Consider the following 23,059-nt stretch of genomic DNA (forward strand, 5'->3'; position numbering starts at 1 on the left):
CCACGATAGGAAACAGGCCACAGTTTCGGCATAGGTAATCCTCCCGCTGGGTACCGAAACACCCTTTTAGGGGGGCAAATTACCGCCCAAAGCGCGTTTTTGGCCGCATCGCTGAGGATGGCAACGACTTCCTGCTGGGCGTTCAGAACTGCATTGCCATAGGCACCGCGTACAATACCGGTGCAATCGATCAGCACTGGGTCGCGTTGCTTAGGCCAGTAGCTGGGGCCAGGGTGAGCGCCTCAAGCGGCTCGGCCAGTTGCGGTACGGCAATGTCCCGCCCGCGGTCATCGACCATCAGCAGCCGTTCGACCTGGGCTGTTACGGCCCTCTGGTCTTTGAGTTCGCCGAAATAGAGCGGCATCTTCATGGGGCGCGGCCTCTCGACTGTGCCCGCGGGCGACGCACTGGGCATTGGTCAGCTCCCGTGCTTTGAAACAGCACTGGTAGCTGCCGCGCGCTATGAAGGCTGGGCATGGGGCTTGACGTGGGCGTCAGGCTATTGCGGCGGGCTCCGCTAACCAAAGCTTGCCAAGGGGGTTATCGGAAAAACCCGAAAACGCCCTTAATGATAAAGGCCGTTTTTTCCATGCCCGCCCATGGCTTTGTTTCCCCGCTCGGCAATCAACTGCCGCAGCGGTATCCATTCCACACCCTCGGCCTTGAGCTTGGGCAGTTCGCGCTCCAGTACGTCTAGCGTCACCGGGTGCGGGTGGCCGATCACCAATGCCGAGCCTTGCTTCTTAGCCAGGCGAATCGCCGCCGCCAACTGCGCGCTGATCGCCTCGGCGGTGCGGGTATCATCGAGGAACACATCGCGCGAGGCACTGGCCAGGCCGATGGCTTGGGCCTTGGCGGCGGCGACGGTGCTGGCGCTGGTGCGGCTGTCGATGAAGAACAGATGGCGTTGTTGCAAGGTGCTCATGAGCATTTCCATGGCCTCGGGCTGGGAGGTCATGCGGCTGCCTTCGTGGTTGTTCAGGCCCGCAGCAAAGGGGACCGCCTCGAAGGCGGCATCAAGCCGGCTTTGCAGCTCGGTAGGGGGCAGGTCCGGGCGCCAAGCGAAGGGCCCGCCGGCCGGGTCCATGGGCATGTGGATGATCACCGTTTTGCCGGCTTTATGCGCTTGGCGGGCGAATTCAGCGGCGTGGGGGGTATCTGGCATCACCGCCAAGGTCACCGGGCCTGGCAGGTTCAGGGCACGCTGGTCGCGGGGCGGGTTCTGGCCGAGATCGTCGATGATGATCGAGATAAACGCCGGCGCTTGTGCCTGGGCGGCGCCCGGCCAGCACACCGCGAGCAACGCGGCGGCCAGCCAATGCCTAAAGAGGGCACGCACCTTAATTGCCGCGGGTGACCTTCAGCCCCTTGAGCAGCGCCAACGCCTGGCTAAGCTGGAAGTCGCCGTCTTGTGGGCGGGCTTTTTTGCTCGCCGGGCTGGCCTGCGGGGTGGGGCGGTCGGCGCCGCCGTTGCCGTTGCCCAAGTGCCCTTGCAGGTCGGCTTCCTTGAACGTTTCGCTGTCGGCGTCGGCGGTCACCTTGCCTTGGCGCACTTCTACGTCTGGAACAATGCCCTGGGCCTGGATCGAACGGCCGTTAGGGGTGTAGTACAACGCCGTGGTGAGCTTGAGCGCCCGATCATTGGTCAGCGGCAGCACGGTTTGTACGGAGCCCTTGCCGAAGCTGTCGGTGCCCATCAGCACGCCGCGTTTTTGGTCCTGCAGGGCGCCGGCGACGATTTCCGAAGCCGAGGCACTGCCACCGTTGATCAGCACCACCAAGGGCACGCCTTCGCTTTGGTCGACCGGGTCGGCATTGAAGCGCAATTCGGAGTTGGGCAGGCGGCCCTTGGTGTATACGATCAACCCAGAGGTGAGGAAGTTGTCCGCGGTTTCGACCGCGGCCTGCAACACGCCGCCGGGGTTGTTGCGCAAGTCCAGCACCAGGCCGTTGAGCTTCTTGTTGCCATTCTGCTTGCGCAGTTGGGCCAGGGCCTTGGTCACTTCCTCGCCGGTTTTGACTTGGAACTGGGTGATGCGCAGGTAGCCGTAGCCATCTTCGAGCATTTGGGCACGCACGCTCTTGACCTGGATAATGGCCCGCGCCACGGTCACATCAAAGGGCTGGCCGCCGTCGCGCACCAAGGTCAAGGTGATTTTCTCGCCCACCTTGCCGCGCATTTTATCCACCGCCTCGGTCATGCTTTGGCCGCGGGTGGGTTGGCCGTTGATTTTCACGATCAAGTCACCGGCCTGGATGCCGGCGCGGCTGGCAGGGGTATCGTCGATGGGTGACACCACTTTGACGAAGCCATCCTCCACGCCCACTTCGATGCCTAAGCCGCCAAATTCGCCGCTGGTGCTTTCTTGAAGTTCCGCGAAGTCTTCAGGGCCAAGGTAGGCCGAATGTGGGTCAAGGTTGCTTAACATGCCCTTGATGGCGTTTTCCAGCAGGGTTTTGTCGTCTACTGGCTCGACGTAGGCCGCCTTGATACGGTCCATTACCTCGGCGAAGGTACGCAGCTCTTCGAGTGGCAGCGGGTTCTTCGCCGCAGGCGCGGTTACCGGCGCCGCGGCCTTGCCGGGCGCCGCAACAGGGTCGGCGGCGTGGGCCAGCGGTGCGGCAATCACCAGCGCAACGGTCATGGCCAGCGAGGTAAGGCGGGACGAATGCAGCATGTCGAACGAACTCCTGATCCTGGTTTACGGGCGCTGCGTCAACCGCGGCACCACTGTGCGGGGTCGGTCGCCCGACCTTGCTGGCGAATGGCGAAATACAGTGCTGGTGTGTCCTGCCCGCCGCTGGTGCCGACGGTCGAAATCGGTTCCCCGGCCTTGACCACATCCCCGGCGCTCTTGAGGAGCGTCTGGTTATGGCCGTACAGGCTCAAAAAACCGTTGCCATGGTCGAGAATGACGAGAAGTCCGGCGCCGCGCAACCAGTCGGCGAACACCACCCGGCCACCATGCACGGCGCGTACCGTGGCACCGGCCGGTGCCGAGATCATCACGCCGTCCCACTTGGTCCGTTCATCGCTGCCGCGGGTTTCACCGAAGCGTGCCAACAATCGACCGTCAACCGGCCATGGAAGTTTTCCCTTGGCCGCATCGAAAGCGCCGCCATAGGTTTGCCCGCCGCCGGAAACCATCTGCCCGGGGCTGCGTTTGGGCACCGGGGCGTCGTCGTCTTTGCCGCGGTTGGCATCGGCGGCGGCTTCGCGGCGGCGGCGGTCTTCTTCCTGTTGCGCGGCCAGGGCGCGCTGGCGGGCTTGCTCGGCCTCGCGGGCCATGCGGTCTTCGATGGCCTTGAGCACTTGGGCCAGTTCGGCTTGGTCCTGTTGGCGGGCCTGCAGTTTGTCACCGCCAGCCTTGTACTGGTCGTTGAGCTTGGCCAGCGCGGCCTGGCGCTGCTGGCGGGCTTTCTCAAGCTCGGCGCGCTGGCTGTCGAGCTGGCTTTGCTGTACCAACTGCTGGGCCTGCTCGAGGGATATTTGTTTTTCGACATCTGCCAGCTGGCCCAAGGTTTCATTGAAGCTGCGCAGTTGCTCTAGGCGGGCCTTGCTCAGGTAATCGTAATAGGTGAGGGTGCGGGCGAACTTTTCAGGGTTCTGCTGGTTAAGCAGCAGCTTGAGGTATTCCTGGCGGCCGCCTTGGTACGCCGCGCGGGCCTGGATCGCGATCAACCGCTGCTGCTCAGTGCGGGCGCCCTGGAGTTTTTTTTTCTCACCGTCCAGGCGCTGCAGCTCGCTTTCACTCTTTTTTAGTTCGTTTTGCAGGGCCTCCACCTGCTTTTGAAGCTTACCCATTTCGGTTTCAGTTTCGCGCAGGTCTTTCTGCACACCAGAACGTTCTTGCTGAATTTGCCCAAGCGTTTTCTGCAGGTCCGCGATGTCTTGCCGGGTTTTTTCCAGCTGCTGCTGGGTTTGCGCGCGGTCATCGGCCAAGGCCGGCAATACGAGGCACGCCAATACTAAGGCGAGAAGGGTGCGAAGCATCGAAGGGAAGGCACCGTATGGGGGGACCGGCCTAGTATGCCCGCCCCAGGAAAATGTTTCGACAACAACCGAGGCACGCCGCGGCGCACCCCGGCCAAGCCTGGCACGGCCGGGATCAGGCATCTGCCAGGATCGAGCGGCCGGTCATCTCCTCGGGCTTATCGAGGCCCATCAGGAACAACATGGTCGGCGCCACGTCGGCCAGCACACCGCCTTCGCGCACCTTGACCTTGCGTTGGCCCACGTAGATGAACGGCACCGGTTCAGTGGTGTGGGCGGTGTGGGCCTGGCCAGTGCTTTCGTCTTCCATCATTTCGCAGTTGCCGTGGTCGGCGGTGATCAATGCTTCGCCGCCTACCTTGGCCAGCGCTTCGGTAATGCGCCCCAGGCAGGTGTCCAGGCATTCCACGGCCTTAGTGGCGGCGTCGAGTATGCCGCTGTGGCCGACCATGTCGCCGTTGGCGTAGTTGGCCACGATCACGTCGAAACGCTGGTGCTCGATGGCGTCGACGATATTGTCGGTCACCTCCGGTGCGCTCATTTCAGGTTGCAGGTCGTAGGTGGCGACCTTCGGCGATGGGATCAGGATGCGTTTTTCGCCTTCGAAGGGCTCTTCGCGCCCACCGGAGAAGAAAAACGTCACGTGGGCGTACTTCTCGGTTTCGGCGATGCGCAGTTGGGTTTTGCCGCACTTGGCCAGGTATTCGCCCAGCACGTTGTTCAGGCTGCTGGGGCCGAACGCGGCAGGGGCCGGGATGTTCGCCGAGTACCGTGTGAGGCCCACATAGGCGGCCAGCTTTGGCTGGCGCTTGCGCGGGAAGTCGGTAAAGTCATCTTCGACGAACACCCGCGACAGCTCACGGGCGCGGTCGGCGCGAAAGTTCATGAACACCACCGCGTCGCCGTCTTGCACTTTTACCGGCTCACCAAGGGTGGTGGCTTTAACGAATTCATCGCTCTCGCCGCGTTCGTAGGCGGCTTGCAGCCCTTCTACGGCGGTGTTGGCGTGGTAGTCGGCGGTGCCGTCGACGATCAGCTCATAGGCTGCGGCCACGCGGTCCCAGCGGTTGTCGCGGTCCATTGCGAAGTAGCGGCCCACCAGGCTGGCAATACGGCCCTTGCCCAGTTTGGCGAACGTTCGGTCCACCAGCTCAAGGGACTGCTGCGCGCTCTTGGGCGGGGTGTCGCGGCCATCGAGGAAGGCGTGCAAGTAGAGCTTCTCGGCGCCGCGCTGCGCCGCCAGCTCCAGCATCGCCACGATGTGGTCTTGGTGGCTGTGCACGCCGCCATCGGATAAAAGCCCCATCACATGCACCGCCTTACCACCCTGCACGGCTTTGTCTACGGCGCCGCAGAGTACTTCGTTGTTGAAGAAGTCCCCGTCGCGGATGGCCTTGGTGACACGGGTGAAGTCTTGGTACACCACGCGCCCGGCGCCCAGGTTCATGTGGCCCACCTCGGAGTTGCCCATTTGCCCCTCCGGCAGGCCTACGTCCATGCCGGAGCCTGAGATAAGCCCATTGGGCTGGGTGGCCAGCAGGCGATCGAGGTTAGGTTTTTTCGCGTCGTATACGGCGTTGTACTTGTGGCTGTCGCTGTGCCCGAATCCGTCCAGGATGATGAGGACCAAGGGCTTGGGCGTGGTAGTCATGGGAACGGGCTCGCGGCGATGGTTGGAAGGGGCGCCAATTCTAAGGGAAAATGCCGCCGTTGACGAAAAGGGTTGTTGAACAGCCACAGACCCACATTAGCCGCCGCGGTTCCATGAAACTGCCGCCCGGCGGGCTTTGGCCGGCCTTGCCGGGTGTGTATACTGGCCGCCATTTTAACGCTGTGGAACCCGCTGATGGTCGCTCATCTTTTCGAATTCGCTACCAATCACTACCTACTCGCCGGGCTTTTCGCGATCCTGCTGGTACTGTTGCTGTTGCATGAAATGAAAGGCGGCGGGCGCTCGCTCAGCCCACGCGAACTCACCGCGCTGGTCAACGCCGATAAAGCCGTGGTGGTCGATATCCGCAACAAGAAGGAGTTCGCCGGCGGCCATATCGTCGACGCGCTGAACATCCCCCAAGACAAACTCGCCAGCCGTATGGCAGAGCTTGAAAAACACAAGGGTAAAACCCTGATCGTCGTCGACGCCATGGGCCAGCATGCCGGCGCGGTTTGCCGTGACCTGCTCAAGGCCGGCTATACCGCCGCCCGCCTCGGTGGCGGCATCTCCAGCTGGCGCGGCGACAACTTACCCGTGGTGAAGTGATATGGCCAAGGTCGTCGTCTACTCCAGTGATTGGTGCCCCTACTGCATGCGGGCCAAGGCCCTGTTGGGCAGCAAGGGCGTGGCCTTCGAAGAAATCAAGGTCGACGGCAAACCCCAGTTGCGTGCCGAAATGGCCAGCAAGGCCGGGCGCACGTCGGTGCCGCAAATCTGGATCGGCGACCGCCACGTCGGCGGTTGCGACGACCTCTTCGCCTTGGAACGCGCCGGCAAGCTCGACCCACTGCTGGGCGCCTGAATAACCAAACCTCAAGCCAACAAGGCCAGTGCCATGACCGAACAGAACATTGCCGCAGAAAACGAACCGCAATTCTCGTTGCAACGCATCTATGTGCGCGACCTGTCGTTCGAAGCCCCGAAAAGCCCGGCGATCTTTCGCCAAGCCTGGGAGCCCAGCGTTTCGCTGGAACTGAACACCCGCCAGAAGCCGCTGGAAAACGACTTCCACGAAGTGGTGCTGACGCTGTCGGTCACCGTCAAGAACGGTGAAGAAGTGGCGTTCATCGCCGAAGTGCAGCAGGGCGGTATCTTTCTGATCAAGAACCTCGACGCGCCGTCGATGAGCCACACCCTCGGTGCCTTCTGCCCGAACATCCTGTTCCCCTACGCGCGCGAAACCCTCGACAGCTTGGTGATCCGGGGCTCGTTCCCGGCGCTGATGCTGGCGCCGGTGAACTTCGACGCGCTGTACGCCCAAGAGCTGCAGCGCATGCAAGAGGCAGGCGAAGCGCCCCAAGCGTGAGCCGTAGGAGATGGGCGCGCCCACAACCGGTCCGGTTGTGAGTAGCGCCACGTCTCCCGCGCTTTGGGGCCGTTAGGCAAAGCCCTGCTGCCGCCAGGCCTCGTACACCGCCACGGCGACCGTGTTGGATAAGTTAAGGCTGCGGCTGCCTGGCCGCATTGGCAGGCGCACGCGGCGTTCGGCGGGGTACTGCTCGCGTATTTCATCCGGCAAGCCGCGGCTCTCTGGCCCGAAAAGCAACGCGTCGCCCGGTTCGAAGGCTACCTGGTGAAATGGCTGGGAGCCTTTGGTGGTAAAGGCGAACACCCTGGGGTTGCCCAGTGCGTCAAGGCAACTGGGTAGGTCTGGGTAGCGCTTGAGCGGTGCGAACTCGTGGTAATCCAGGCCGGCGCGGCGCAGGCGTTTGTCATCCAGTTCAAAGCCCAGCGGCTCGATCAAGTGCAGGTGGCAGCCGCTGTTGGCGCACAACCTGATAACGTTGCCGGTGTTCGGCGGGATTTCCGGTTGAAAAAGGATGACGTGAAACATGCACGGCTCCGAAGGCAAAGATGGGCGCCATTCTACCCCGCAAGCGCTGCCGGCGCGGGCCAGCTTGTGGCCGCGCTTTCTCGGTTCATTGGTTATTTTGGGCGTGCTGGTAGGGCTGATGATTGGCCGCCTCACCCACCCGGAAGCGCCCTCGCTCGATCACATCGAACTGCACCCCGACACCTTGGTGCTTTGGCTGCAGGCCGAGCCGAAAGTGCATGCCGAAGCGCCCGAGGGCACCTTCGCCATGCTACTGCAAGCACATGGGGCACCGGCCAATGGTGAACTGCTGGTGCAAGGGCACCCGGCGAAGTGGTCACTACGCAGGGCTGAAAAAGGTTTGCTGCTGACGGTAGTGGCCGCCCGGCCCCTGCTAGCCACTTGGCACGGCGAGCAGGCCGATGGGCGCTGGAAGCTGAGTATCAGCCTGCGGGAGGAATAAAAGAGGGAATCCCCGGCCTGCCTGTACCAAGGTCCCCAAAAAACGTGGGCCCAACGCCTATGGCGCTGGCCCGGTTGTAAAGGAGGAACCTCGGCCTGCCTGTACCAAGGTTCCCGAAAGGGTGGGTTCAGCGCGTATGGCGCTGGCCCGGTTGTAAAGGAGGATCCCCAGCCTGCCTGTACCAAGGTCCCCAAAGCATGGAGCGGCCGCTTCGCAGTGGCTCCGTTGTAAAGAAGGGGATCCTCGGCCTGCCTGTACCATAGGCCCCCAAAAAACGATTTGAGCCTGCAACCCATCGGTTGCAACGCCCGGTATAAAATGGGGAATCCCCGGCCTGCCTGTACCAAGGTCCCCTAAAAACGGGTTCTGCCTAGGTATTTGCAGAGTGCGTGCCACTTTTGAAACGGCACCGCGTAAATTCAGCTGTATGAATTTAACTTTTTGAAATATAACGAAAATTATTTTACACGGTCAGCGGCAGCGCCGGGGCGGCGGCCGCATGGGCATTTGCGCCCCCGCACGGGCTTAGTGCGACGCGCCTTTGTGCGGTGCAAGCCAGCGCGGGATGCACCGGCCTGAAACACGACCGCCGCTGGCGCCGGCCCCGGGGTACAGGGGCGGCGCCAGCGGCGGTCGTATGGCGGGTGGGTCAGTTATCGTCGCCGTCGTCGTCATCGCCACCGTCGACTTTCATGCCCAGCTCCTTGATCTTGCGGGTCAAGGTGTTACGGCCCCAGCCCAGCAGCACAGCGGCGTCGCGGCGGCGGCCAGCGGTATGCTTGAGGGCCGTTTCGATCATGATTCGCTCGAAGCTAGGCACGGCGCTGTCGAGGAGGCTGGATTGGCCCCGCGACAATGCCTGGTCGGCCCACTGGCGCAGGGCCTGCTCCCAATTGGTAACCGGGGCGGCGTCTTGCGGCAGGCTGAGCAGTTCGGGCGGCAGGTCGCTGATATGCACCTCACGGCCCGATGCCATAACGGTGATCCAACGGCAGGTGTTTTCCAACTGGCGCACGTTGCCCGGCCAGGGCAGGTTTTTCAGGTAATCCTCGGTTTCGCCTTTCAGCAGCTTTGGCTCCACCGCCAGTTCTTGCGCCGCGCGGCCAAGGAAATGCTTGGCGAGGGTCGGGATGTCTTCCCGGCGGTCCGAGAGCCGTGGAATATGAATGCGGATCACGTTCAGGCGGTGAAACAAGTCTTCCCGGAACTTGCCAGCGTGCACCAGGCTTTCAAGGTTCTGGTGGGTTGCGGCGATGATGCGCACATCGACCTTGACCGGCGTATGCCCGCCCACCCGGTAGAACTCACCGTCAGCCAACACGCGCAGCAAGCGGGTTTGGGTATCGGCTGGCATGTCGCCAATCTCGTCGAGAAACAACGTGCCGCCATCGGCTTGTTCGAAACGGCCGCGGCGCAGGTTGGCCGCGCCGGTGAATGCGCCTTTTTCATGGCCGAACAGCTCCGACTCCATCAGGTCTTTGGGGATGGCGGCCATGTTCAGTGCAATAAAGGGGGCTGCCGCCCGTGGGCTATGCCGGTGCAAGGCATGGGCCACCAGTTCCTTGCCGGTACCGGACTCGCCATTGATCAAAACGGTGATGTTGGAGTGGCTCAGCCGGCCGATGGCGCGGAACACCTCCTGCATGGCCGGTGCTTCGCCGATGATCTCTGGCGTGCGGGTCAGGGTGGGCGGGGTGTCCATGCCTTGCTGTTCTTGCGCGTGTTGGTTCGCGCGTTTGACCAGCGATACGGCCTCGTCCACGTCGAACGGCTTGGGCAGGTACTCGAAAGCCCCGCCCTGGTAAGAGGCCACCGCGCTGTCGAGGTCTGAATGCGCGGTCATGATGATGACTGGCAGGCGTGGGTGCTGTTCGCGGATGCGCGCCAGCAGGTCCAGGCCGCTGGCACCCGGCATGCGGATGTCGGAAATGATCACGTCGGGCTGCTGGCGGGCAAGTCGGCTCATCACGCCATCGGCACTGTCGAAGCTTTGGGTGGTCATCCCTTCCTGCTGCAGGGCCTTTTCCAAGACCCAGCGGATGGAACGGTCGTCGTCGACGATCCACACGGTTTCACTACGGCTCATGACGAGGCGGCTCCTTGTTCCAGCGGCAGGAAGATCGAGAAAGTGGTATGGCCGGGATGGCTATCACATTCGATCAGGCCTTGGTGCTGGCTGATGATGTTCTGGGTGATGGCCAAGCCCAGCCCGGTACCGTCCGGGCGGCCGCTGACCATAGGATAGAAAATGGTTTCCTGAAGTTCGCTGGGGATGCCTGGGCCGTTGTCGATGATCTCGATTTTCGCCACCAGCCGGTGGCGCACATGGCCAATGGTGAACTGGCGCATGGCCCGGGTGCGCAATGTAATGCGCCCCAGGCGCAGCTCGTTCTGGGCGCTGATCGCCTGCATGGCGTTGCGTACGATGTTCAGCACCGCCTGGATCATTTGTTCGCGGTCGATCAACACGTCGGGGATGCTCGGATCGTAATCGCGTACCAGGGTGATGCCGCCCTGGGTTTCCGCATCCACCAAGCTGCATACCCGCTCCAGCACTTCGTGGGCGTTGCACATGGCCAGTGACGGTAGCTTGTTCGAACCCAGCATGCGGTCGACCAGGTTACGCAGGCGGTCGGCTTCTTCGATGATGACGTTGGTGTAATCCTTCAGGCTCTCGTCGGGCAGTTCGCGGTCAAGCAACTGCGCTGCGCCACGGATGCCACCCAGGGGGTTCTTGATTTCGTGGGCCAGGCCCCGTACCAGCATCTTGGTGGTTTCCTGCTTGGACAACTGGGCTTCTTCCTTGGTGATGCGCAGCAGGCGGTCGCGGGGCAGCACTTCGAGCAGCAGCAGTGTTTGCCCCTGGCTGAGAATGGGCGTTACCGCGTAGTCCACGGTAATGGTTTGCCCAGTCATCGCCGTGAGGATTGCTTCACGCTTGGTAAAAGGGTGGGCCTTTTCGACGGCCTGGCGCAGCGAATTCAGCGCCTCGGTAGACTCCGTGAACAACTCACTGATGAACTGGCCGTGGCTGCGCTGGCCGCTGATGGCCAGCAGCATTTCCGCGGCGGGGTTCATGTATTCCAGGCGTAACTCACTGTTGAGCAAAATCGTGGCGGTGGTAAGGTTGTCTAGTAACAGCCTGTGCAGCGTATCGCTGATGGTCATATGCTGGTTTTGACCTCTTTTGGCACATAGCAACCGTGGGTGTGTTCCGGTTGCGGGCGCGGGCAACCCGCTGATGCACTGAAAATGCAAAATCCAAACCAAGGCTCCGAAAAGAAGCGGTTTTATTTGCTGGCGTCGCATTCAGGGGCCGCGCCATGGCCTCAAAACGCCAGGGTTTTCGCAGGCTTGAGGCTACCGGGCAGCTACAGGGCCTTTAGGGTGCAGTAAAGCGCACCATAAGCGTGCGCGCTATGCTGGTGCAACGCCTCCTTCCCTGATAGTTCTTAGTCGTCCGTCGGTTTCAACGACAGTGGGCATTCGGGCCTTACCCCGTAGTCGTCATCCTCGCATGGCCGCACGCGGCGCTTTTGCGCCAACGACATGCGCTGCAGGTAAAACACCTGCGCGGCGGTTTGCTCGATCACCAGGCCCTGCTGGTCGATGATCCTCACAGCCAGGCGATGTTCACCGCGGTCCACATTACTCAACATGATCACCGGGCTGCTGCTGGGCGCAGCGGCGGGTTGGTCGTCAAGCACCAGTTCAAAGCGGTCACCGGGCAGCAGGGCCGGGTCGCTGCTGACCGTGACCACCACTTCGCCACCGGCGTGGCTGATGCTGCCATCCGGCACTGGGGCCAGGATGCGCAACAGGTTGTAGTGCATCACCCGCACCGGAGCGGCGTGGGGTTTCGCCGTTGGCTGGGTAGGTACCGGGCTGGGCGCCATGGTATTGCCTGGCGCCAGCTTGACCGGTTTGGCACCGTGGCGCGGCTGGTCGGTGTAAACCCGGTGGCCGTTGGCATCCTCGTAGGTGTACACCTGCGCCCCTGCCGGTAGGCAAACCAGCGCCAGCCACAGTAGCCAAGGGCGGTGGGTCACCGGTGCACCCGCTGCACGGTGAAGTTCACCGCCGCGCTTTGCTGCACCACCTGCTCACCTTGCAGCACCCGCACCGCCAGGCTGTGATCGCCGCGGTCGATGTTCACCAATTGCAGCCGCGGCACGTTGCCTGGCGTGCCATAGGGGGTGCCGTCGAGCACCAATTGCAACAGGTGCCCGGGGGCCAGCCTCGGCTGCAGTGCCACGCCCACGGTGAAAGTGCCGTTGTTGGCGCGTAGCGCCTCGTCGGTGGGCAGGTCGGTCAGTTGCAAGGTTGAATAGGCGGCAGCGGCTTTCGCCGGTTCCGGCTTGCTGACCGGGGCCGCCGGTGTGTTGCCAGGCGTAGCGGGCGGCACGCTGTTCAGCGGCGGCAGTTGCACCTCCCGGGCGTGGCTGCCGCCCGGTGGCTGGTTGGTGTAAACCGTATTGCCGTTGGCATCGGTGTACTGGTAGATCTGCGCCAGCGCCGTTAATGGCGCCAGCAGGCATAAGGCAAGGGCACGATAACGCATGGGAACACTCATACAGCGGCAGCCGCGGTGGCTTCGCCTGCTCTGCTTGCCAGCATAGAACAGCTCAATGCGGGGTGGTACACAGTTCTGCCGTTGCACGCACTAGCGCTACACGGCGCAGGTTATCGGGGGCCCCGGCCGCAATGGCACGGGCAACCCATGTGTGGCACTGCGCGGCTTGGCGATAAGGCGCGGCGGCCGCCATTTGCACCAGCAAGGTTTTTTGCAGCGTGTCGAGCTGTGGCCGTATCTCGGTGAGCAAGTCAGGGCGCGTGTCGCCCGGTGCTTTTCCCGCGGCGGCCCAATCGGCCAAGTAAACATACTGGGCTAATTTATTGGCTTCGATTTGCGCCGAAAATAATTGCTCGGCCCATTGCGGTGAAACCTGGTAGCCAGGCGCCAACGAGGTGGCCGCCATGATGACCGTGTGCTCGCGGGGTTTATCTTCAACAGGTTTGCCGCTGTCCCATTTGCTAAGGGCCACCTTGTAGCCGACCGCCACGCGCTGGTTCATCGAATCGACCAGCGCGGCAATGGCTTGAGGGCCGGCGGTAGGGGCGGCAAAAGCCGAAGAGCAAAACAGCGCGCTGAACGCGAAAAGTAGCAGGTGCCGCATGGTTGGCCTCGTGGCTCTAGGGGGAGGCCGGAGCATGCCATAGCGTAAGAGGGCGGTTGAGAGCGCTGACGCGGTTCAATTGATACGGGAAATGAAAAAGCCTCCCGAAGGAGGCCTTTTCAGTCACGCGGTCGCATCAAACGCTGTAGTACAGATCGTATTCCAGCGGGTGAACGAAGGTGCGAACCTTGATTTCCTCTTCGCTCTTCAGGGCAATGTAGGCGTCGATGAAGTCGTCGCTGAATACGCCACCCTTGGTCAGGAACGCACGGTCGGTGTCCAGGCTTTCCAGGGCCTCTTTCAAGCTACCGCAAACCTGTGGGATTTCGCTGGCCTCTTCAGGCGGCAGGTCATACAGGTTCTTGTCGGCGGCATCGCCAGGGTGCAGCTTGTTCTGGATGCCGTCCAGGCCCGCCATCAACAGCGCGGCGAAGGCCAGGTAGGGGTTGGCAGCTGGGTCTGGGAAGCGTGCCTCGATGCGGCGGGCTTTCGGGCTGGACACGTAGGGGATACGGATCGAGGCCGAGCGGTTACGCGCCGAGTAGGCCAGCATCACCGGTGCTTCGAAGCCTGGTACCAGGCGCTTGTAAGAGTTGGTCGACGGGTTGGTGAAGCCGTTCAATGCCTTGCCGTGCTTGATGATACCGCCGATGAAGTACAGGGCGGTTTCCGACAGGCCAGCGTAGCCTTCACCAGCGAAGGTGTTCTTGCCGTCTTTGGAAATCGACAGGTGAACGTGCATGCCAGAGCCATTGTCGCCGTACAAAGGCTTGGGCATGAAGGTGGCGGTCTTGCCGTACACGTCGGCCACGTTGTGCACGCAGTATTTCAAGGTCTGAACTTCGTCAGCCTTCTTCACCAGGGTGTTGAACTTCACGCCGATTTCGTTCTGGCCAGCCGTCGCCACTTCGTGGTGGTGTACTTCCACCACCAGGCCCATTTCTTCCAGGGCGTTGCACATGGCGGTGCGGATTTCGTGGTCATGGTCGACCGGTGGAACCGGGAAGTAACCGCCTTTCACGCCAGGGCGGTGGCCGCGGTTGCCGCCTTCCACTTCACCGTCGGTCATCCACGAAGCTTGTTCGGAGAAGATCTTGAACATCGAGCCCGAGATGTCGGACTTATACTTGACGGCATCGAACACGAAGAACTCAGGCTCGGGGCCGACGAAAACGGTGTCACCGATACCCGTGGACTTCAGGTATTCCTCTGCGCGGTGGGCGATCGCGCGCGGGTCGCGGTCGTAGCCTTGCATGGTCGAAGGCTCGATGATGTCGCACACCAGGATGACGGTCGGCTCTTCGGTGAACGGGTCGAGCACCGCGGTTTCGTCGTCCGGCATCAGGATCATGTCGGAGGCTTCGATGCCTTTCCAGCCAGCGATCGACGAGCCGTCGAACATTTTGCCGTGTTCGAAGAAGTCTTCGTCCAGCGCGTCACGGGCGGGCATGGTGACGTGCTGTTGCTTGCCTTTGGTATCGGTGAAGCGCAGATCAAGCCATTTAACGTCATGATCTTTTATGAGTTGAACCGTCTTCGACATGTTGTCCTCCGGGTGATCAGGGCCTGGAAGGTAGGCCCTGCAAAGTTGGGTGAAGCCGGCGACAGATAGTCGACCTTGGCAACCTGCCTCACAAGGGAGCAATTTGCATGCCAGTGCCCAAAGTTGGGCAGCGCCTACAAAACGCTTGCACGGGCGGGCCTTTGCGTAAAAAAGCGCCAAATCCAAGGCGCTAAAATGGTGCGCTGCATATTCGGGCAGCACCAACATGGAGCACCCAATCGCGCCGACGATAGTTGCTCAAAGCGTGAGCAATTTCCGCTATAATGCCGCCCCTTTTTTCTGCTGGCCAGCCTGCGTGCGGTTCAATGAAACTTATCGTCAAAGTGTTCCCTGAAATCACCATCAAAAGCCGGCCCGTGCGCAAGCGGTTCATTCGCCAGCTTGCCAAGAACATTCGGCTGGTGACCCGCGACCTGGACCCAGGCCTGGCGGTTGCGGGCGTGTGGGACAACCTGGAAGTCAACACGCAGGTACAAGACCAGAAACTGCTGGGTGAGATCATCGAGCGGCTGGCTTGCACCCCCGGTATCGCGCACTTTTTGCAGGTGGAGCAGTACCCTCTGGGCGACTTCGACGACATCGTTGCCAAATGCAAGCAGCACTTCGGGCACCTGCTGCCCGGCAAGCGATTCGCCGTGCGTTGCAAGCGCGGCGGGCACCATGATTTCTCGTCGATGGACGTCGACCGCTATGTGGGCAGCCAATTACGCCAGCAGTGCGGGGCCGCCGGTATCGACCTGAAGCGCCCGGAAGTCGAGGTGCGCATAGAGGTCCGCGACCAGAAGCTGTACGTGGTGCACAGCCAGCATCAGGGTATCGGCGGCTACCCGCTGGGGGCTCTGGAGCAAACCCTGGTGCTGATGTCTGGCGGCTTCGACTCCACCGTGGCGGCCTACCAGATGATGCGCCGCGGGCTGATGACCCACTTTTGTTTTTTCAACCTCGGCGGCCGTGCACACGAATTGGGTGTGATGGAAGTTGCACATTACCTGTGGAAAAAATACGGCAGTTCGCACCGGGTGCTGTTCATCAGTGTGCCGTTCGAAGAGGTGGTGGGGGAGATTCTCGGCAAGGTCGACGACAGCCAAATGGGCGTGATCCTCAAACGCATGATGCTGCGCGCCGCCAGCCACATGGCCGAGCGCCTGCAAATCGACGCCTTGGTCACCGGCGAGGCGATCTCGCAGGTGTCGAGCCAAACGCTGACCAACCTGGCGGTGATCGATTCGGCCACCCCCAAGCTGGTGTTGCGCCCGCTGCTGGCCAGCCACAAGCAAGACATCATCGACACGGCCATGGCAATCGGCACCGCCGATTTTGCCAAGCACATGCCGGAATACTGCGGCGTGATTTCGGTGAACCCGACCACCGCCGCGCGCGGCTACCGCATCGAGCGTGAAGAGCAGCGTTTCGACATGGCGGTGCTCGAACGCGCGCTCGAACGCGCGCGGCTGGTCGCCATCGACCATGTGATCGAAGAACTGGGCCAAACCGTGGAGGTCGAAGAAGTGGCCCAGGCGCTGCCCAGCCAAGTGGTGCTCGACATTCGCCACCCCGACGCGCAAGACGATGCGCCGCTGGCGCTCGACGGCATCGAGGTCAAGGCGCTACCTTTCTACGCGCTGAACAGCCGTTTCAAGGAACTGGACGCCAGCCGCCAATATCTTCTGTACTGCGATAAGGGTGTGATGAGCCGCCTGCATGCTCACCACCTGCTCAGCGAGGGGCACGCCAATGTGCGCGTTTATCGTCCGGCATAGAATCCCCGGGCTCAATGGCGGCAGCATCCGCCATCGCCCCCCCGACGCCTGGCCCTGCTAGCGCATTGCCTGTTCATAGCCAGCCGTGCCCAAGGGGTGCGGTGCAACCGAATTCATCGATCGAGACAAACCTGTGAGAGAGAACCTTCGCAACATCGCCATCATCGCCCACGTTGACCATGGTAAAACCACGTTGGTCGACAAACTCCTGAAGCTGTCCGGCACCCTGGACCGCAAGGAAGCCGAAGGCGAGCGCGTCATGGACTCCAATGACCAAGAGCGTGAGCGCGGCATTACCATCCTGGCCAAGAACACGGCCATCAAGTGGAACGGCTACGACATCAACATCGTCGACACCCCCGGCCACGCCGACTTCGGTGGTGAAGTAGAGCGCGTGATGTCGATGGTCGACTCGGTGCTGCTGCTGGTCGACGCCCAAGACGGCCCGATGCCGCAAACCCGCTTCGTGACCCAGAAGGCCTTCAAGGCCGGCCTGCGCCCAATCGTAGTGGTGAACAAGGTCGACCGCCCAGGCGCGCGCCCCAGCTGGGTGGTCGACCAGATCTTCGACCTGTTCGATAACCTCGGCGCCACCGACGAGCAATTGGACTTCCCGATCGTTTACGCCAGCGCCCTGAACGGCATCGCCGGTGACGACCCGGACAGCATGGCCGACAACATGGACCCGCTGTTCGAGGCCATCATCAAGCACGTGCCCGCGCCGACCGTCGATGCCAATGGCCCGTTCCAGATGCAGATTTCCCAACTGGACTACAACAGCTTCCTCGGCGTGATCGGCATCGGCCGCATCAGCCGCGGCAAGATCAAGCAAAACACCCCGGTGGTTGCTATCGGTGACGATGGCAAGAAGCGCAATGGCCGCGTGTTGAAGATCATGGGCCATCACGGCCTGCAGCGCGTTGAGGTGCCGGAAGCCGAAGCTGGCGACATCATCTGTGTCAGCGGCATGGACGAGTTGTTCATCTCCGATACCCTGTGTGACCCGCAGAGCGTCGAAGCCCTGCCGCCGCTGACCGTCGACCAGCCCACCGTGAGCATGACCTTCCAGGTCAACGACTCGCCGTTCGCCGGTAAAGAAGGCAAGTTCGTGACCAGCCGCAACATCAAGGAACGCCTGGACAAAGAGCTGCTGCACAACGTGGCGCTGCGCGTTGAACAAGGCGATTCGCCAGAGAAATTCAAGGTGTCTGGCCGTGGTGAGCTGCACCTGTCGGTGCTGATCGAGAACATGCGCCGCGAAGGCTTCGAGCTGGCCGTGGGCCGCCCGGAAGTGGTGCTTATCGAGAAGGACGGCGAGAAACAGGAACCCTACGAGAACGTCACCATCGACATCGAGGAGCAGCACCAGGGCCCGGTGATGGAGCAAATGGGCCTGCGCAAGGGTGAAATGACCAACATGATCCCTGACGGCAAGGGCCGCCTGCGCCTGGAGTACGTGATCCCGGCCCGTGGCCTGATCGGTTTCCGTAACGCCTTCCTGACCATGACCTCCGGCACCGGTATCCTCACCAGTACGTTCGATAAATACGGCCCGATCAAGGGCGGTAACGTTGGCCTGCGCCAGAACGGCGTGCTGGTGTCGATGGCCGGCGGCACCGCGCTTACCTACTCGCTGGAAACCTTGCAAGACCGCGGCAAGCTGTTCCTGTCGCCGGGCGATGAGGTGTACGAGGGTATGCTGGCCGGTATCCACACCCGCGACAACGACCTGGTGATCAACCCCACCAAGGGCAAGAAGCTCGACAACATGCGCGCTTCGGGCAAGGACGAAACCATCCAACTGACCCCCGCGGTGAAATTCACCCTGGAACAGGCGTTGGAGTTCATCGACGACGATGAGTTGGTTGAAGTAACGCCCAAGTCGATCCGACTGCGCAAGAAGCTGCTGAACGAGAACGAGCGCAAGCGCGCTTCGAAAGGGTAAGGCAAACCCTCCCAGCCCCTATCGGCTGGGAGGTTGACCCTGCATATACCCCGGTTATCGCCCAGCAGGCTTTGGCTTGTAGGCGCAGTACCCCGGCCGTGGCCCTATCTTCGGATGGTTGCGGCAGGTGTCCGGGCGCCGATCGTAGATCGTGCAAAGCCGGCTTTTGCGGTCCAGGTACAAACAATCGTCGTTGCTCATCCTCGCCAGGGTGAATACCCCGCTCTTCTGGTTGAACCGCTCGACGATCCCTTCCTTTTGCAGGCGCTTGGCCACGTTCTTGGCCGGCTCGCCCTTTTCGAACTCATCCACCACGCCAATGCGGATCAAGTCTTTGATACGCACCTCCACGGGCAATGTGCAGCAGCTCGCCATGCAGTTACCGCATAGGTGGCTGGCATACTTTTGCCAGGTTTCCAGGCGGTCGAGTTCAGCGGCGGCGATCAGGGTCGGTTTCATAATGGTTCACGCAAGGTTCAACGAAGGCGCGCGATGATATACAGGGCGCACGGTGAATAAATAACCACTCGCCAGTTTTTTCAGTTTTTCTGTGCTAAACCACACGAACCCGACAGGCCACCTCCGGTCAGACGGTCTAGTCTGAATGCATCCCGCTTACCTAAGTTACCGAGGACACCTCATGTCTCAGGAACCGCTTGCCCGTAACGTTGAAGTCGATGTGAACGAATTTCGTGATGCCGTACTCGCCAAACTCACCTACGCGGTAGGCAAGGACCCCGAACACGCCTTCGACCATGACTGGTTCGAAGCCATTGCACTGGCTGCCCGGGACCACATGGTCGACCACTGGATGGACCATACGCGGCAAATCTACCGCAGCCAGCAAAAGCGGGTGTATTACCTCTCGCTGGAATTTCTCATCGGCCGCTTGCTGGTCGACAGCCTCAGCAACATGGGCATTCTCGAAGTGGCGCGGGAGGCGCTCGATAGCCTGGGTGTGGACCTGGACAAGATCAAGCTGCTCGAGCCGGACGCGGCACTCGGCAATGGCGGCCTCGGCCGCCTGGCCGCCTGCTTCATGGAAAGCATGGCGACCCTCGGCGTGGCCGCGCACGGTTATGGTATTCGCTATGAGCACGGCCTGTTTCGCCAGGCGTTGGTAGATGGCTGGCAACAGGAACAAACCGAAACCTGGCTGGATTTCGGCAACCCCTGGGAGTTCGAGCGCCCCGAGGTGATTTACCCGATCAGCTTCGGCGGCCATGTGGAAGCCCAGGACGGCGGCCGCCAGGTGTGGCACCCCGGCGAAACGGTGCGCGCGGTGGCCTACGACACCCCCGTGGTGGGTTGGCGTGGCAAGAGTGTGAATACCCTGCGGCTGTGGCGTGCGCGGGCCATGGAAGACTTGCACCTGGAACGCTTCAACGCCGGCGACCACCTTGGCGCGGTGGCTGATGTGGCCCGCGCCGAGAGCATTTCGCGGGTGCTGTACCCGGCCGACAGCACCGAAGCCGGCCAGGAGCTGCGCCTACGCCAGGAATACTTCTTTGTGTCTGCCTCGCTGCAAGACTTGCTGCGCCGGCACATCAACATGCATGGCAGCGTCGCAAGCCTGGGCGAGCATGCCGCGATCCAAATGAACGACACCCACCCCTCCATCGCGGTGCCCGAGCTGATGCGCTTGCTGGTGGACATCCACGAGTTGCCCTGGGATCAAGCCTGGAAAGTGACCGTCGACACCCTCAGCTACACCAACCACACGCTGCTGCCCGAGGCGCTGGAAACCTGGCCGGTAGGGCTGATGGAGCGCATGTTGCCGCGGCACATGCAGATTATCTACCTGATCAACGCCGAACATATCGACCGCCTGCGCGCCAACGAACCGCCAGACCTCGACTTGCTGCGCTCGGTGTCGCTGATCGACGAAACCAATGGCCGCCGGGTGCGCATGGGTAACTTGGCGTTTCTCGGCTCGCACAGCATCAACGGTGTATCGGCGCTACACACCGAGCTGATGCGCAGCACCGTGTTCGCTGACCTGAACAAGCTCTACCCGGAGCGGATCAACAACAAGACCAACGGCATTACCTTCCGCCGCTGGTTGTACCAGTCCAACCCAAAGCTCACCTCGATGCTGGTAGACAAACTGGGCGAGGGCCTGCTCGACCAACCCGAAACCCAACTCAAAGGCTTGGACGCCTTCGCTGACGATTCGGTTTTTCAGCGTCGCTTCGCCGACCAGCGCTTGCATAACAAGGAAGCGCTGGCGCGCATTATCCAAGATCGGCTAGGGGTGACCGTCGACCCCAAGGCGCTGTTCGACGTGCAGGTCAAGCGCATTCACGAGTACAAACGCCAGTTGCTTAACTTGCTGCACACCGTGGCGTTGTACCAGGCCATCCGCGCCACGCCGGAAAAACCCTGGGCACCGCGGGTGAAGATTTTCGCCGGTAAGGCCGCCGCCAGTTATTACCAGGCCAAGTTGATCATCAAGCTGGCCAACGACATCGCCCGCACGGTGAATAACGACCCCACCGTGCGCGGCCTGCTCAAGGTGGTGTTCCTGCCCAATTACAACGTAAGCCTGGCCGAAAGCATCATCCCGGCGGCGGATTTGTCCGAGCAAATCTCCACGGCCGGCTACGAGGCATCCGGCACCAGTAACATGAAGTTTGGCCTGAACGGCGCGCTCACCATCGGCACCCTCGATGGCGCGAATGTGGAGATGTGCGAGCACGTGGGCGCCGAGCACATGTTCATCTTCGGCCTGAAAGCCGATGAAGTCGAAGCGCGCAAGCACAACGGAGACTTCAGCGCCCATGCCGAGGCGGCGGCTTCGCATCGGCTCAACGACGTGCTGCAGGCCATTCGCGGCGGCACCTTCTCGCCCGACGACCCGTCGCGCTACGCCGGCTTGGTCGACGGTTTGCTCAATTACGATCGCTTTTTGGTGTGCGCGGATTTCGAATCCTATTGGGCGGCGCAACTGCGGGTCGATGAACTGTGGCGCCAGCCCAAGCTGTGGTGGCGCTCGGCGATCTATAACACCGCGCGCATGGGCTGGTTCTCGTCCGACCGCACCATAGGGGAGTATGCCAAGGAGATCTGGAAGGCGCTATGAGCGCCAGCGGCTTACCGTGCCCGTTGCCATGAAGCGGGGCGGGCCCGCGAACTGAAGCCTTGTTAAGCGGTCTGAGCAAACGGGTTGCCCCTGGCGTACTCGTCACCCCCGGGCCCGCGCTGTACACTGCGCGGGTTTTCTTCCCGTCGAAACCGGAGCTTTTCCATGTCCCGCGTTACCCTCAGCCGCTACTTGATCGAGCAGACCCGCAGCAACAACACCCCTGCCGATCTGCGCTTCCTGATCGAAGTGGTCGCGCGTGCCTGTAAGGAAATCAGCCATGCCGTGTCCAAGGGTGCCCTCGGCGGGGTGCTGGGCAGCATGGGCACCGAGAACGTGCAGGGCGAAGTGCAGAAGAAACTCGACGTGTTGTCGAACGAAATCCTGCTGGAGGCCAATGAGTGGGGCGGCCACCTCGCCGGCATGGCCTCCGAAGAAATGGACAACGCCTACCAGATCCCCGGCAAGTACCCCAAAGGTGCGTACCTGCTGGTGTTCGACCCGCTCGATGGCTCGTCGAACATCGACGTGAACGTTTCGGTCGGTACCATTTTTTCGGTGTTGCGCTGCCCCGACGAATACCTGTCGCAGAACGACAGCCTCAATGAAAAGGCCTTTTTGCAGCCTGGCGTGAAACAGGTCGCGGCAGGTTACGCGGTATACGGCCCGCAAACCATGTTGGTGCTCACCCTCGGTGACGGCGTCAAGGGCTTTACCCTCGACCGCGAGATGGGCAGCTTCGTGCTCAGCCACGAAAACATCCGCGTGCCGGAGGCCACCCAGGAGTTCGCCATCAATATGTCGAACCAGCGGCATTGGGAGCCACCGGTCAAGCGCTACGTCGATGAACTGCTCGCCGGCCAGGAAGGCCCGTTGGGCAAGGATTACAACATGCGTTGGATTGCCTCGATGGTGGCCGACGTTCACCGCATCCTCACCCGCGGCGGGCTGTTCATGTACCCACGCGATGCCCGCGACCCAGCCAAGCCCGGCAAGTTGCGCTTGATGTACGAAGCCAACCCGATGTCGTTCATCATCGAGCAGGCTGGCGGCGCGGCCACCGATGGCCACCAGCGCATCCTCGATATCCAGCCCGAAGGCCTGCACCAGCGCGTCGCGGTGTTCCTGGGGTCGAAGGAAGAAGTCGAACGGGTGACCGCGTACCACCAATAATCGACTCACCCCCAAGGCCTGCCCCGGCGCATACCGTTAGCGCCGAAGCACGGCCTTGGCTGCGCCGGTAAAGCCGCTTATATCCTGAAGCTGCCCACCAGTTGCTTGAGCCGGCTGGCCTGTTGCTCCAGGTCGCCGCACGCCCGTAACGTCTCTTGCAGGTTTTGCACACCCTCTTGGTTGAGGGTGTTGATCTCGGTGATGTCTTGGTTAAGGGTATCGATCACCGCCGTTTGCTCTTCGGTGGCCCGCGGCGGGCTGTTCATGTACCCACGCGATGCCCGCGACCCAGCCAAGCCCGGCAAGTTGCGCTTGATGTACGAAGCCAACCCGATGTCGTTCATCATCGAGCAGGCTGGCGGCGCGGCCACCGA

21 protein-coding genes and 2 pseudogenes are annotated in these 23,059 nt (G+C 61.8%); 9 read left to right on the top strand and 14 right to left on the bottom strand.

Annotated elements, in window-relative coordinates:
* Positions 1 to 190: 190 nt before the first annotated feature.
* The 5 genes from HAQ05_RS23040 to gpmI all read right to left on the bottom strand — a co-directional run bounded on the left by HAQ05_RS23040 (position 191) and on the right by gpmI (position 5,645).
* Positions 191 to 370 (bottom strand): hypothetical protein, encoded by a 180-nt coding sequence (locus tag HAQ05_RS23040; RefSeq protein WP_190425036.1) that lies wholly within the window; start codon positions 368 to 370, stop codon positions 191 to 193.
* Positions 371 to 565: 195 nt separating this feature from the next.
* Entirely contained in the window at positions 566 to 1,339 is a 774-nt protein-coding gene (locus HAQ05_RS23045) for a divergent polysaccharide deacetylase family protein (RefSeq protein ID WP_190425038.1), read from the bottom strand.
* A 1-nt stretch (position 1,340) separates the two neighbouring features.
* Positions 1,341 to 2,678, bottom strand: a complete 1,338-nt coding sequence (locus tag HAQ05_RS23050) for a S41 family peptidase (RefSeq protein ID WP_190425039.1) — start codon at positions 2,676 to 2,678, stop codon at positions 1,341 to 1,343.
* A gap of 38 nt (positions 2,679 to 2,716) precedes the next feature.
* On the bottom strand, positions 2,717 to 3,994 hold the full coding sequence (locus HAQ05_RS23055; RefSeq protein ID WP_190425041.1) for a murein hydrolase activator EnvC family protein: 1,278 nt from the start codon (positions 3,992 to 3,994) through the stop codon (positions 2,717 to 2,719).
* Between the two features lie 115 nt (positions 3,995 to 4,109).
* On the bottom strand, positions 4,110 to 5,645 hold the full coding sequence (gene gpmI, locus HAQ05_RS23060; RefSeq protein WP_190425044.1) for a 2,3-bisphosphoglycerate-independent phosphoglycerate mutase: 1,536 nt from the start codon (positions 5,643 to 5,645) through the stop codon (positions 4,110 to 4,112).
* A 195-nt stretch (positions 5,646 to 5,840) separates the two neighbouring features.
* Here gpmI and HAQ05_RS23065 point away from each other — a divergent pair, with 195 nt between their 5' ends.
* Genes HAQ05_RS23065 through secB form a run of 3 tightly spaced genes read left to right on the top strand, consistent with a single transcriptional unit; the run spans position 5,841 to position 7,014 of the window.
* The gene (locus tag HAQ05_RS23065; RefSeq protein ID WP_190425047.1) at positions 5,841 to 6,254 is read left to right on the top strand and encodes a rhodanese-like domain-containing protein; all 414 of its coding nucleotides are present in this window, start codon (positions 5,841 to 5,843) and stop codon (positions 6,252 to 6,254) included.
* A 1-nt stretch (position 6,255) separates the two neighbouring features.
* The gene (grxC, locus tag HAQ05_RS23070; protein WP_190425050.1) at positions 6,256 to 6,510 is read left to right on the top strand and encodes a glutaredoxin 3; all 255 of its coding nucleotides are present in this window, start codon (positions 6,256 to 6,258) and stop codon (positions 6,508 to 6,510) included.
* Between the two features lie 33 nt (positions 6,511 to 6,543).
* Complete coding sequence (secB, locus tag HAQ05_RS23075) at positions 6,544 to 7,014, top strand: protein-export chaperone SecB (RefSeq protein ID WP_190425053.1); 471 nt, start codon at positions 6,544 to 6,546, stop codon at positions 7,012 to 7,014.
* 72 nt (positions 7,015 to 7,086) lie between these two features.
* Here the strand turns inward: secB and HAQ05_RS23080 are convergent, their stop codons facing one another.
* Positions 7,087 to 7,542, bottom strand: coding sequence for a tRNA (cytidine(34)-2'-O)-methyltransferase (locus tag HAQ05_RS23080; protein WP_190425057.1), 456 nt, complete (start codon positions 7,540 to 7,542; stop codon positions 7,087 to 7,089).
* On the opposite strand from HAQ05_RS23080, the gene HAQ05_RS23085 reads away from it, so the two are divergent.
* Positions 7,541 to 7,984: a hypothetical protein gene (locus HAQ05_RS23085; RefSeq protein WP_190425060.1), complete on the top strand. Its 444-nt coding sequence runs from the start codon at positions 7,541 to 7,543 to the stop codon at positions 7,982 to 7,984. The two genes, HAQ05_RS23080 and HAQ05_RS23085, sit on opposite strands and share 2 nt — an antisense overlap.
* Positions 7,985 to 8,633: 649 nt before the next feature.
* Here the strand turns inward: HAQ05_RS23085 and ntrC are convergent.
* From ntrC to glnA, 6 genes are all read right to left on the bottom strand, one after another.
* Positions 8,634 to 10,070 carry a nitrogen regulation protein NR(I) gene (ntrC, locus tag HAQ05_RS23090; protein ID WP_190425063.1) on the bottom strand — a complete coding sequence of 479 codons (1,437 nt, stop codon included), beginning with the start codon at positions 10,068 to 10,070 and terminating at the stop codon, positions 8,634 to 8,636.
* Positions 10,067 to 11,152, bottom strand: coding sequence for a nitrogen regulation protein NR(II) (glnL, locus tag HAQ05_RS23095; protein ID WP_190425066.1), 1,086 nt, complete (start codon positions 11,150 to 11,152; stop codon positions 10,067 to 10,069). Before glnL ends, ntrC begins: the two co-directional genes overlap by 4 nt.
* A 284-nt stretch (positions 11,153 to 11,436) precedes the next feature.
* Positions 11,437 to 12,033: a DUF4124 domain-containing protein gene (locus HAQ05_RS23100; protein ID WP_338050277.1), complete on the bottom strand. Its 597-nt coding sequence runs from the start codon at positions 12,031 to 12,033 to the stop codon at positions 11,437 to 11,439.
* Complete coding sequence (locus HAQ05_RS23105; RefSeq protein ID WP_238935146.1) at positions 12,030 to 12,545, bottom strand: DUF4124 domain-containing protein; 516 nt, start codon at positions 12,543 to 12,545, stop codon at positions 12,030 to 12,032. The genes HAQ05_RS23100 and HAQ05_RS23105 overlap by 4 nt, the downstream gene beginning before the upstream one ends.
* Before the next feature lie 64 nt (positions 12,546 to 12,609).
* Positions 12,610 to 13,161 (bottom strand): chorismate mutase, encoded by a 552-nt coding sequence (locus HAQ05_RS23110; protein ID WP_190425072.1) that lies wholly within the window; start codon positions 13,159 to 13,161, stop codon positions 12,610 to 12,612.
* 136 nt (positions 13,162 to 13,297) lie between these two features.
* Entirely contained in the window at positions 13,298 to 14,704 is a 1,407-nt protein-coding gene (glnA, locus tag HAQ05_RS23115; RefSeq protein ID WP_190425075.1) for a glutamate--ammonia ligase, read from the bottom strand.
* A 326-nt stretch (positions 14,705 to 15,030) separates the two neighbouring features.
* Here glnA and thiI point away from each other — a divergent pair, with 326 nt between their 5' ends.
* The gene (thiI, locus tag HAQ05_RS23120; RefSeq protein WP_190425078.1) at positions 15,031 to 16,485 is read left to right on the top strand and encodes a tRNA uracil 4-sulfurtransferase ThiI; all 1,455 of its coding nucleotides are present in this window, start codon (positions 15,031 to 15,033) and stop codon (positions 16,483 to 16,485) included.
* A gap of 133 nt (positions 16,486 to 16,618) precedes the next feature.
* Positions 16,619 to 18,430, top strand: a complete 1,812-nt coding sequence (gene typA / locus HAQ05_RS23125; RefSeq protein WP_190425081.1) for a translational GTPase TypA — start codon at positions 16,619 to 16,621, stop codon at positions 18,428 to 18,430.
* Positions 18,431 to 18,484: 54 nt separating this feature from the next.
* Here the strand turns inward: typA and HAQ05_RS23130 are convergent, their stop codons facing one another.
* Positions 18,485 to 18,889, bottom strand: a complete 405-nt coding sequence (locus HAQ05_RS23130; protein WP_190425084.1) for a YkgJ family cysteine cluster protein — start codon at positions 18,887 to 18,889, stop codon at positions 18,485 to 18,487.
* Positions 18,890 to 19,070: 181 nt separating this feature from the next.
* Between HAQ05_RS23130 and HAQ05_RS23135 the strand changes: the two genes are divergently transcribed.
* Positions 19,071 to 21,512 (top strand): glycogen/starch/alpha-glucan phosphorylase, encoded by a 2,442-nt coding sequence (locus tag HAQ05_RS23135; protein ID WP_190425086.1) that lies wholly within the window; start codon positions 19,071 to 19,073, stop codon positions 21,510 to 21,512.
* A 165-nt stretch (positions 21,513 to 21,677) separates the two neighbouring features.
* Entirely contained in the window at positions 21,678 to 22,685 is a 1,008-nt protein-coding gene (locus HAQ05_RS23140; protein WP_190425090.1) for a class 1 fructose-bisphosphatase, read from the top strand.
* Positions 22,686 to 22,762: 77 nt separating this feature from the next.
* On the opposite strand, the pseudogene HAQ05_RS23145 reads toward HAQ05_RS23140, so the two are convergent.
* Positions 22,763 to 22,939, bottom strand: a pseudogene (locus tag HAQ05_RS23145) (hypothetical protein); the annotation flags it as partial.
* 10 nt (positions 22,940 to 22,949) lie between these two features.
* Here HAQ05_RS23145 and HAQ05_RS23150 point away from each other — a divergent pair.
* Positions 22,950 to 23,059 (top strand): annotated as a pseudogene (locus tag HAQ05_RS23150) (class 1 fructose-bisphosphatase); the annotation flags it as partial.

Origin of the sequence: Pseudomonas typographi (genome assembly GCF_014694385.1) — a bacterium.
In the GTDB taxonomy this organism is placed as follows: Bacteria; Pseudomonadota; Gammaproteobacteria; order Pseudomonadales; family Pseudomonadaceae; genus Aquipseudomonas; species Aquipseudomonas typographi.

Excerpts from the sequence above, each read along its gene's own strand:
- HAQ05_RS23040 (WP_190425036.1), bottom strand. The coding sequence starts at position 370 with ATGAAGATGCCGCTCTATTTCGGCGAACTCAAAGACCAGAGGGCCGTA.
- HAQ05_RS23050 (WP_190425039.1), bottom strand. The coding sequence starts at position 2,678 with ATGCTGCATTCGTCCCGCCTTACCTCGCTGGCCATGACCGTTGCGCTG.
- HAQ05_RS23055 (WP_190425041.1), bottom strand. The coding sequence starts at position 3,994 with ATGCTTCGCACCCTTCTCGCCTTAGTATTGGCGTGCCTCGTATTGCCG.
- gpmI (WP_190425044.1), bottom strand. The coding sequence starts at position 5,645 with ATGACTACCACGCCCAAGCCCTTGGTCCTCATCATCCTGGACGGATTC.
- HAQ05_RS23065 (WP_190425047.1), top strand. The coding sequence starts at position 5,841 with ATGGTCGCTCATCTTTTCGAATTCGCTACCAATCACTACCTACTCGCC.
- grxC (WP_190425050.1), top strand. The coding sequence starts at position 6,256 with ATGGCCAAGGTCGTCGTCTACTCCAGTGATTGGTGCCCCTACTGCATG.
- secB (WP_190425053.1), top strand. The coding sequence starts at position 6,544 with ATGACCGAACAGAACATTGCCGCAGAAAACGAACCGCAATTCTCGTTG.
- HAQ05_RS23085 (WP_190425060.1), top strand. The coding sequence starts at position 7,541 with ATGCACGGCTCCGAAGGCAAAGATGGGCGCCATTCTACCCCGCAAGCG.
- HAQ05_RS23080 (WP_190425057.1), bottom strand. The coding sequence starts at position 7,542 with ATGTTTCACGTCATCCTTTTTCAACCGGAAATCCCGCCGAACACCGGC.
- ntrC (WP_190425063.1), bottom strand. The coding sequence starts at position 10,070 with ATGAGCCGTAGTGAAACCGTGTGGATCGTCGACGACGACCGTTCCATC.
- glnL (WP_190425066.1), bottom strand. The coding sequence starts at position 11,152 with ATGACCATCAGCGATACGCTGCACAGGCTGTTACTAGACAACCTTACC.
- HAQ05_RS23105 (WP_238935146.1), bottom strand. The coding sequence starts at position 12,545 with ATGCGTTATCGTGCCCTTGCCTTATGCCTGCTGGCGCCATTAACGGCG.
- HAQ05_RS23110 (WP_190425072.1), bottom strand. The coding sequence starts at position 13,161 with ATGCGGCACCTGCTACTTTTCGCGTTCAGCGCGCTGTTTTGCTCTTCG.
- glnA (WP_190425075.1), bottom strand. The coding sequence starts at position 14,704 with ATGTCGAAGACGGTTCAACTCATAAAAGATCATGACGTTAAATGGCTT.
- thiI (WP_190425078.1), top strand. The coding sequence starts at position 15,031 with ATGAAACTTATCGTCAAAGTGTTCCCTGAAATCACCATCAAAAGCCGG.
- HAQ05_RS23130 (WP_190425084.1), bottom strand. The coding sequence starts at position 18,889 with ATGAAACCGACCCTGATCGCCGCCGCTGAACTCGACCGCCTGGAAACC.
- HAQ05_RS23135 (WP_190425086.1), top strand. The coding sequence starts at position 19,071 with ATGTCTCAGGAACCGCTTGCCCGTAACGTTGAAGTCGATGTGAACGAA.
- HAQ05_RS23140 (WP_190425090.1), top strand. The coding sequence starts at position 21,678 with ATGTCCCGCGTTACCCTCAGCCGCTACTTGATCGAGCAGACCCGCAGC.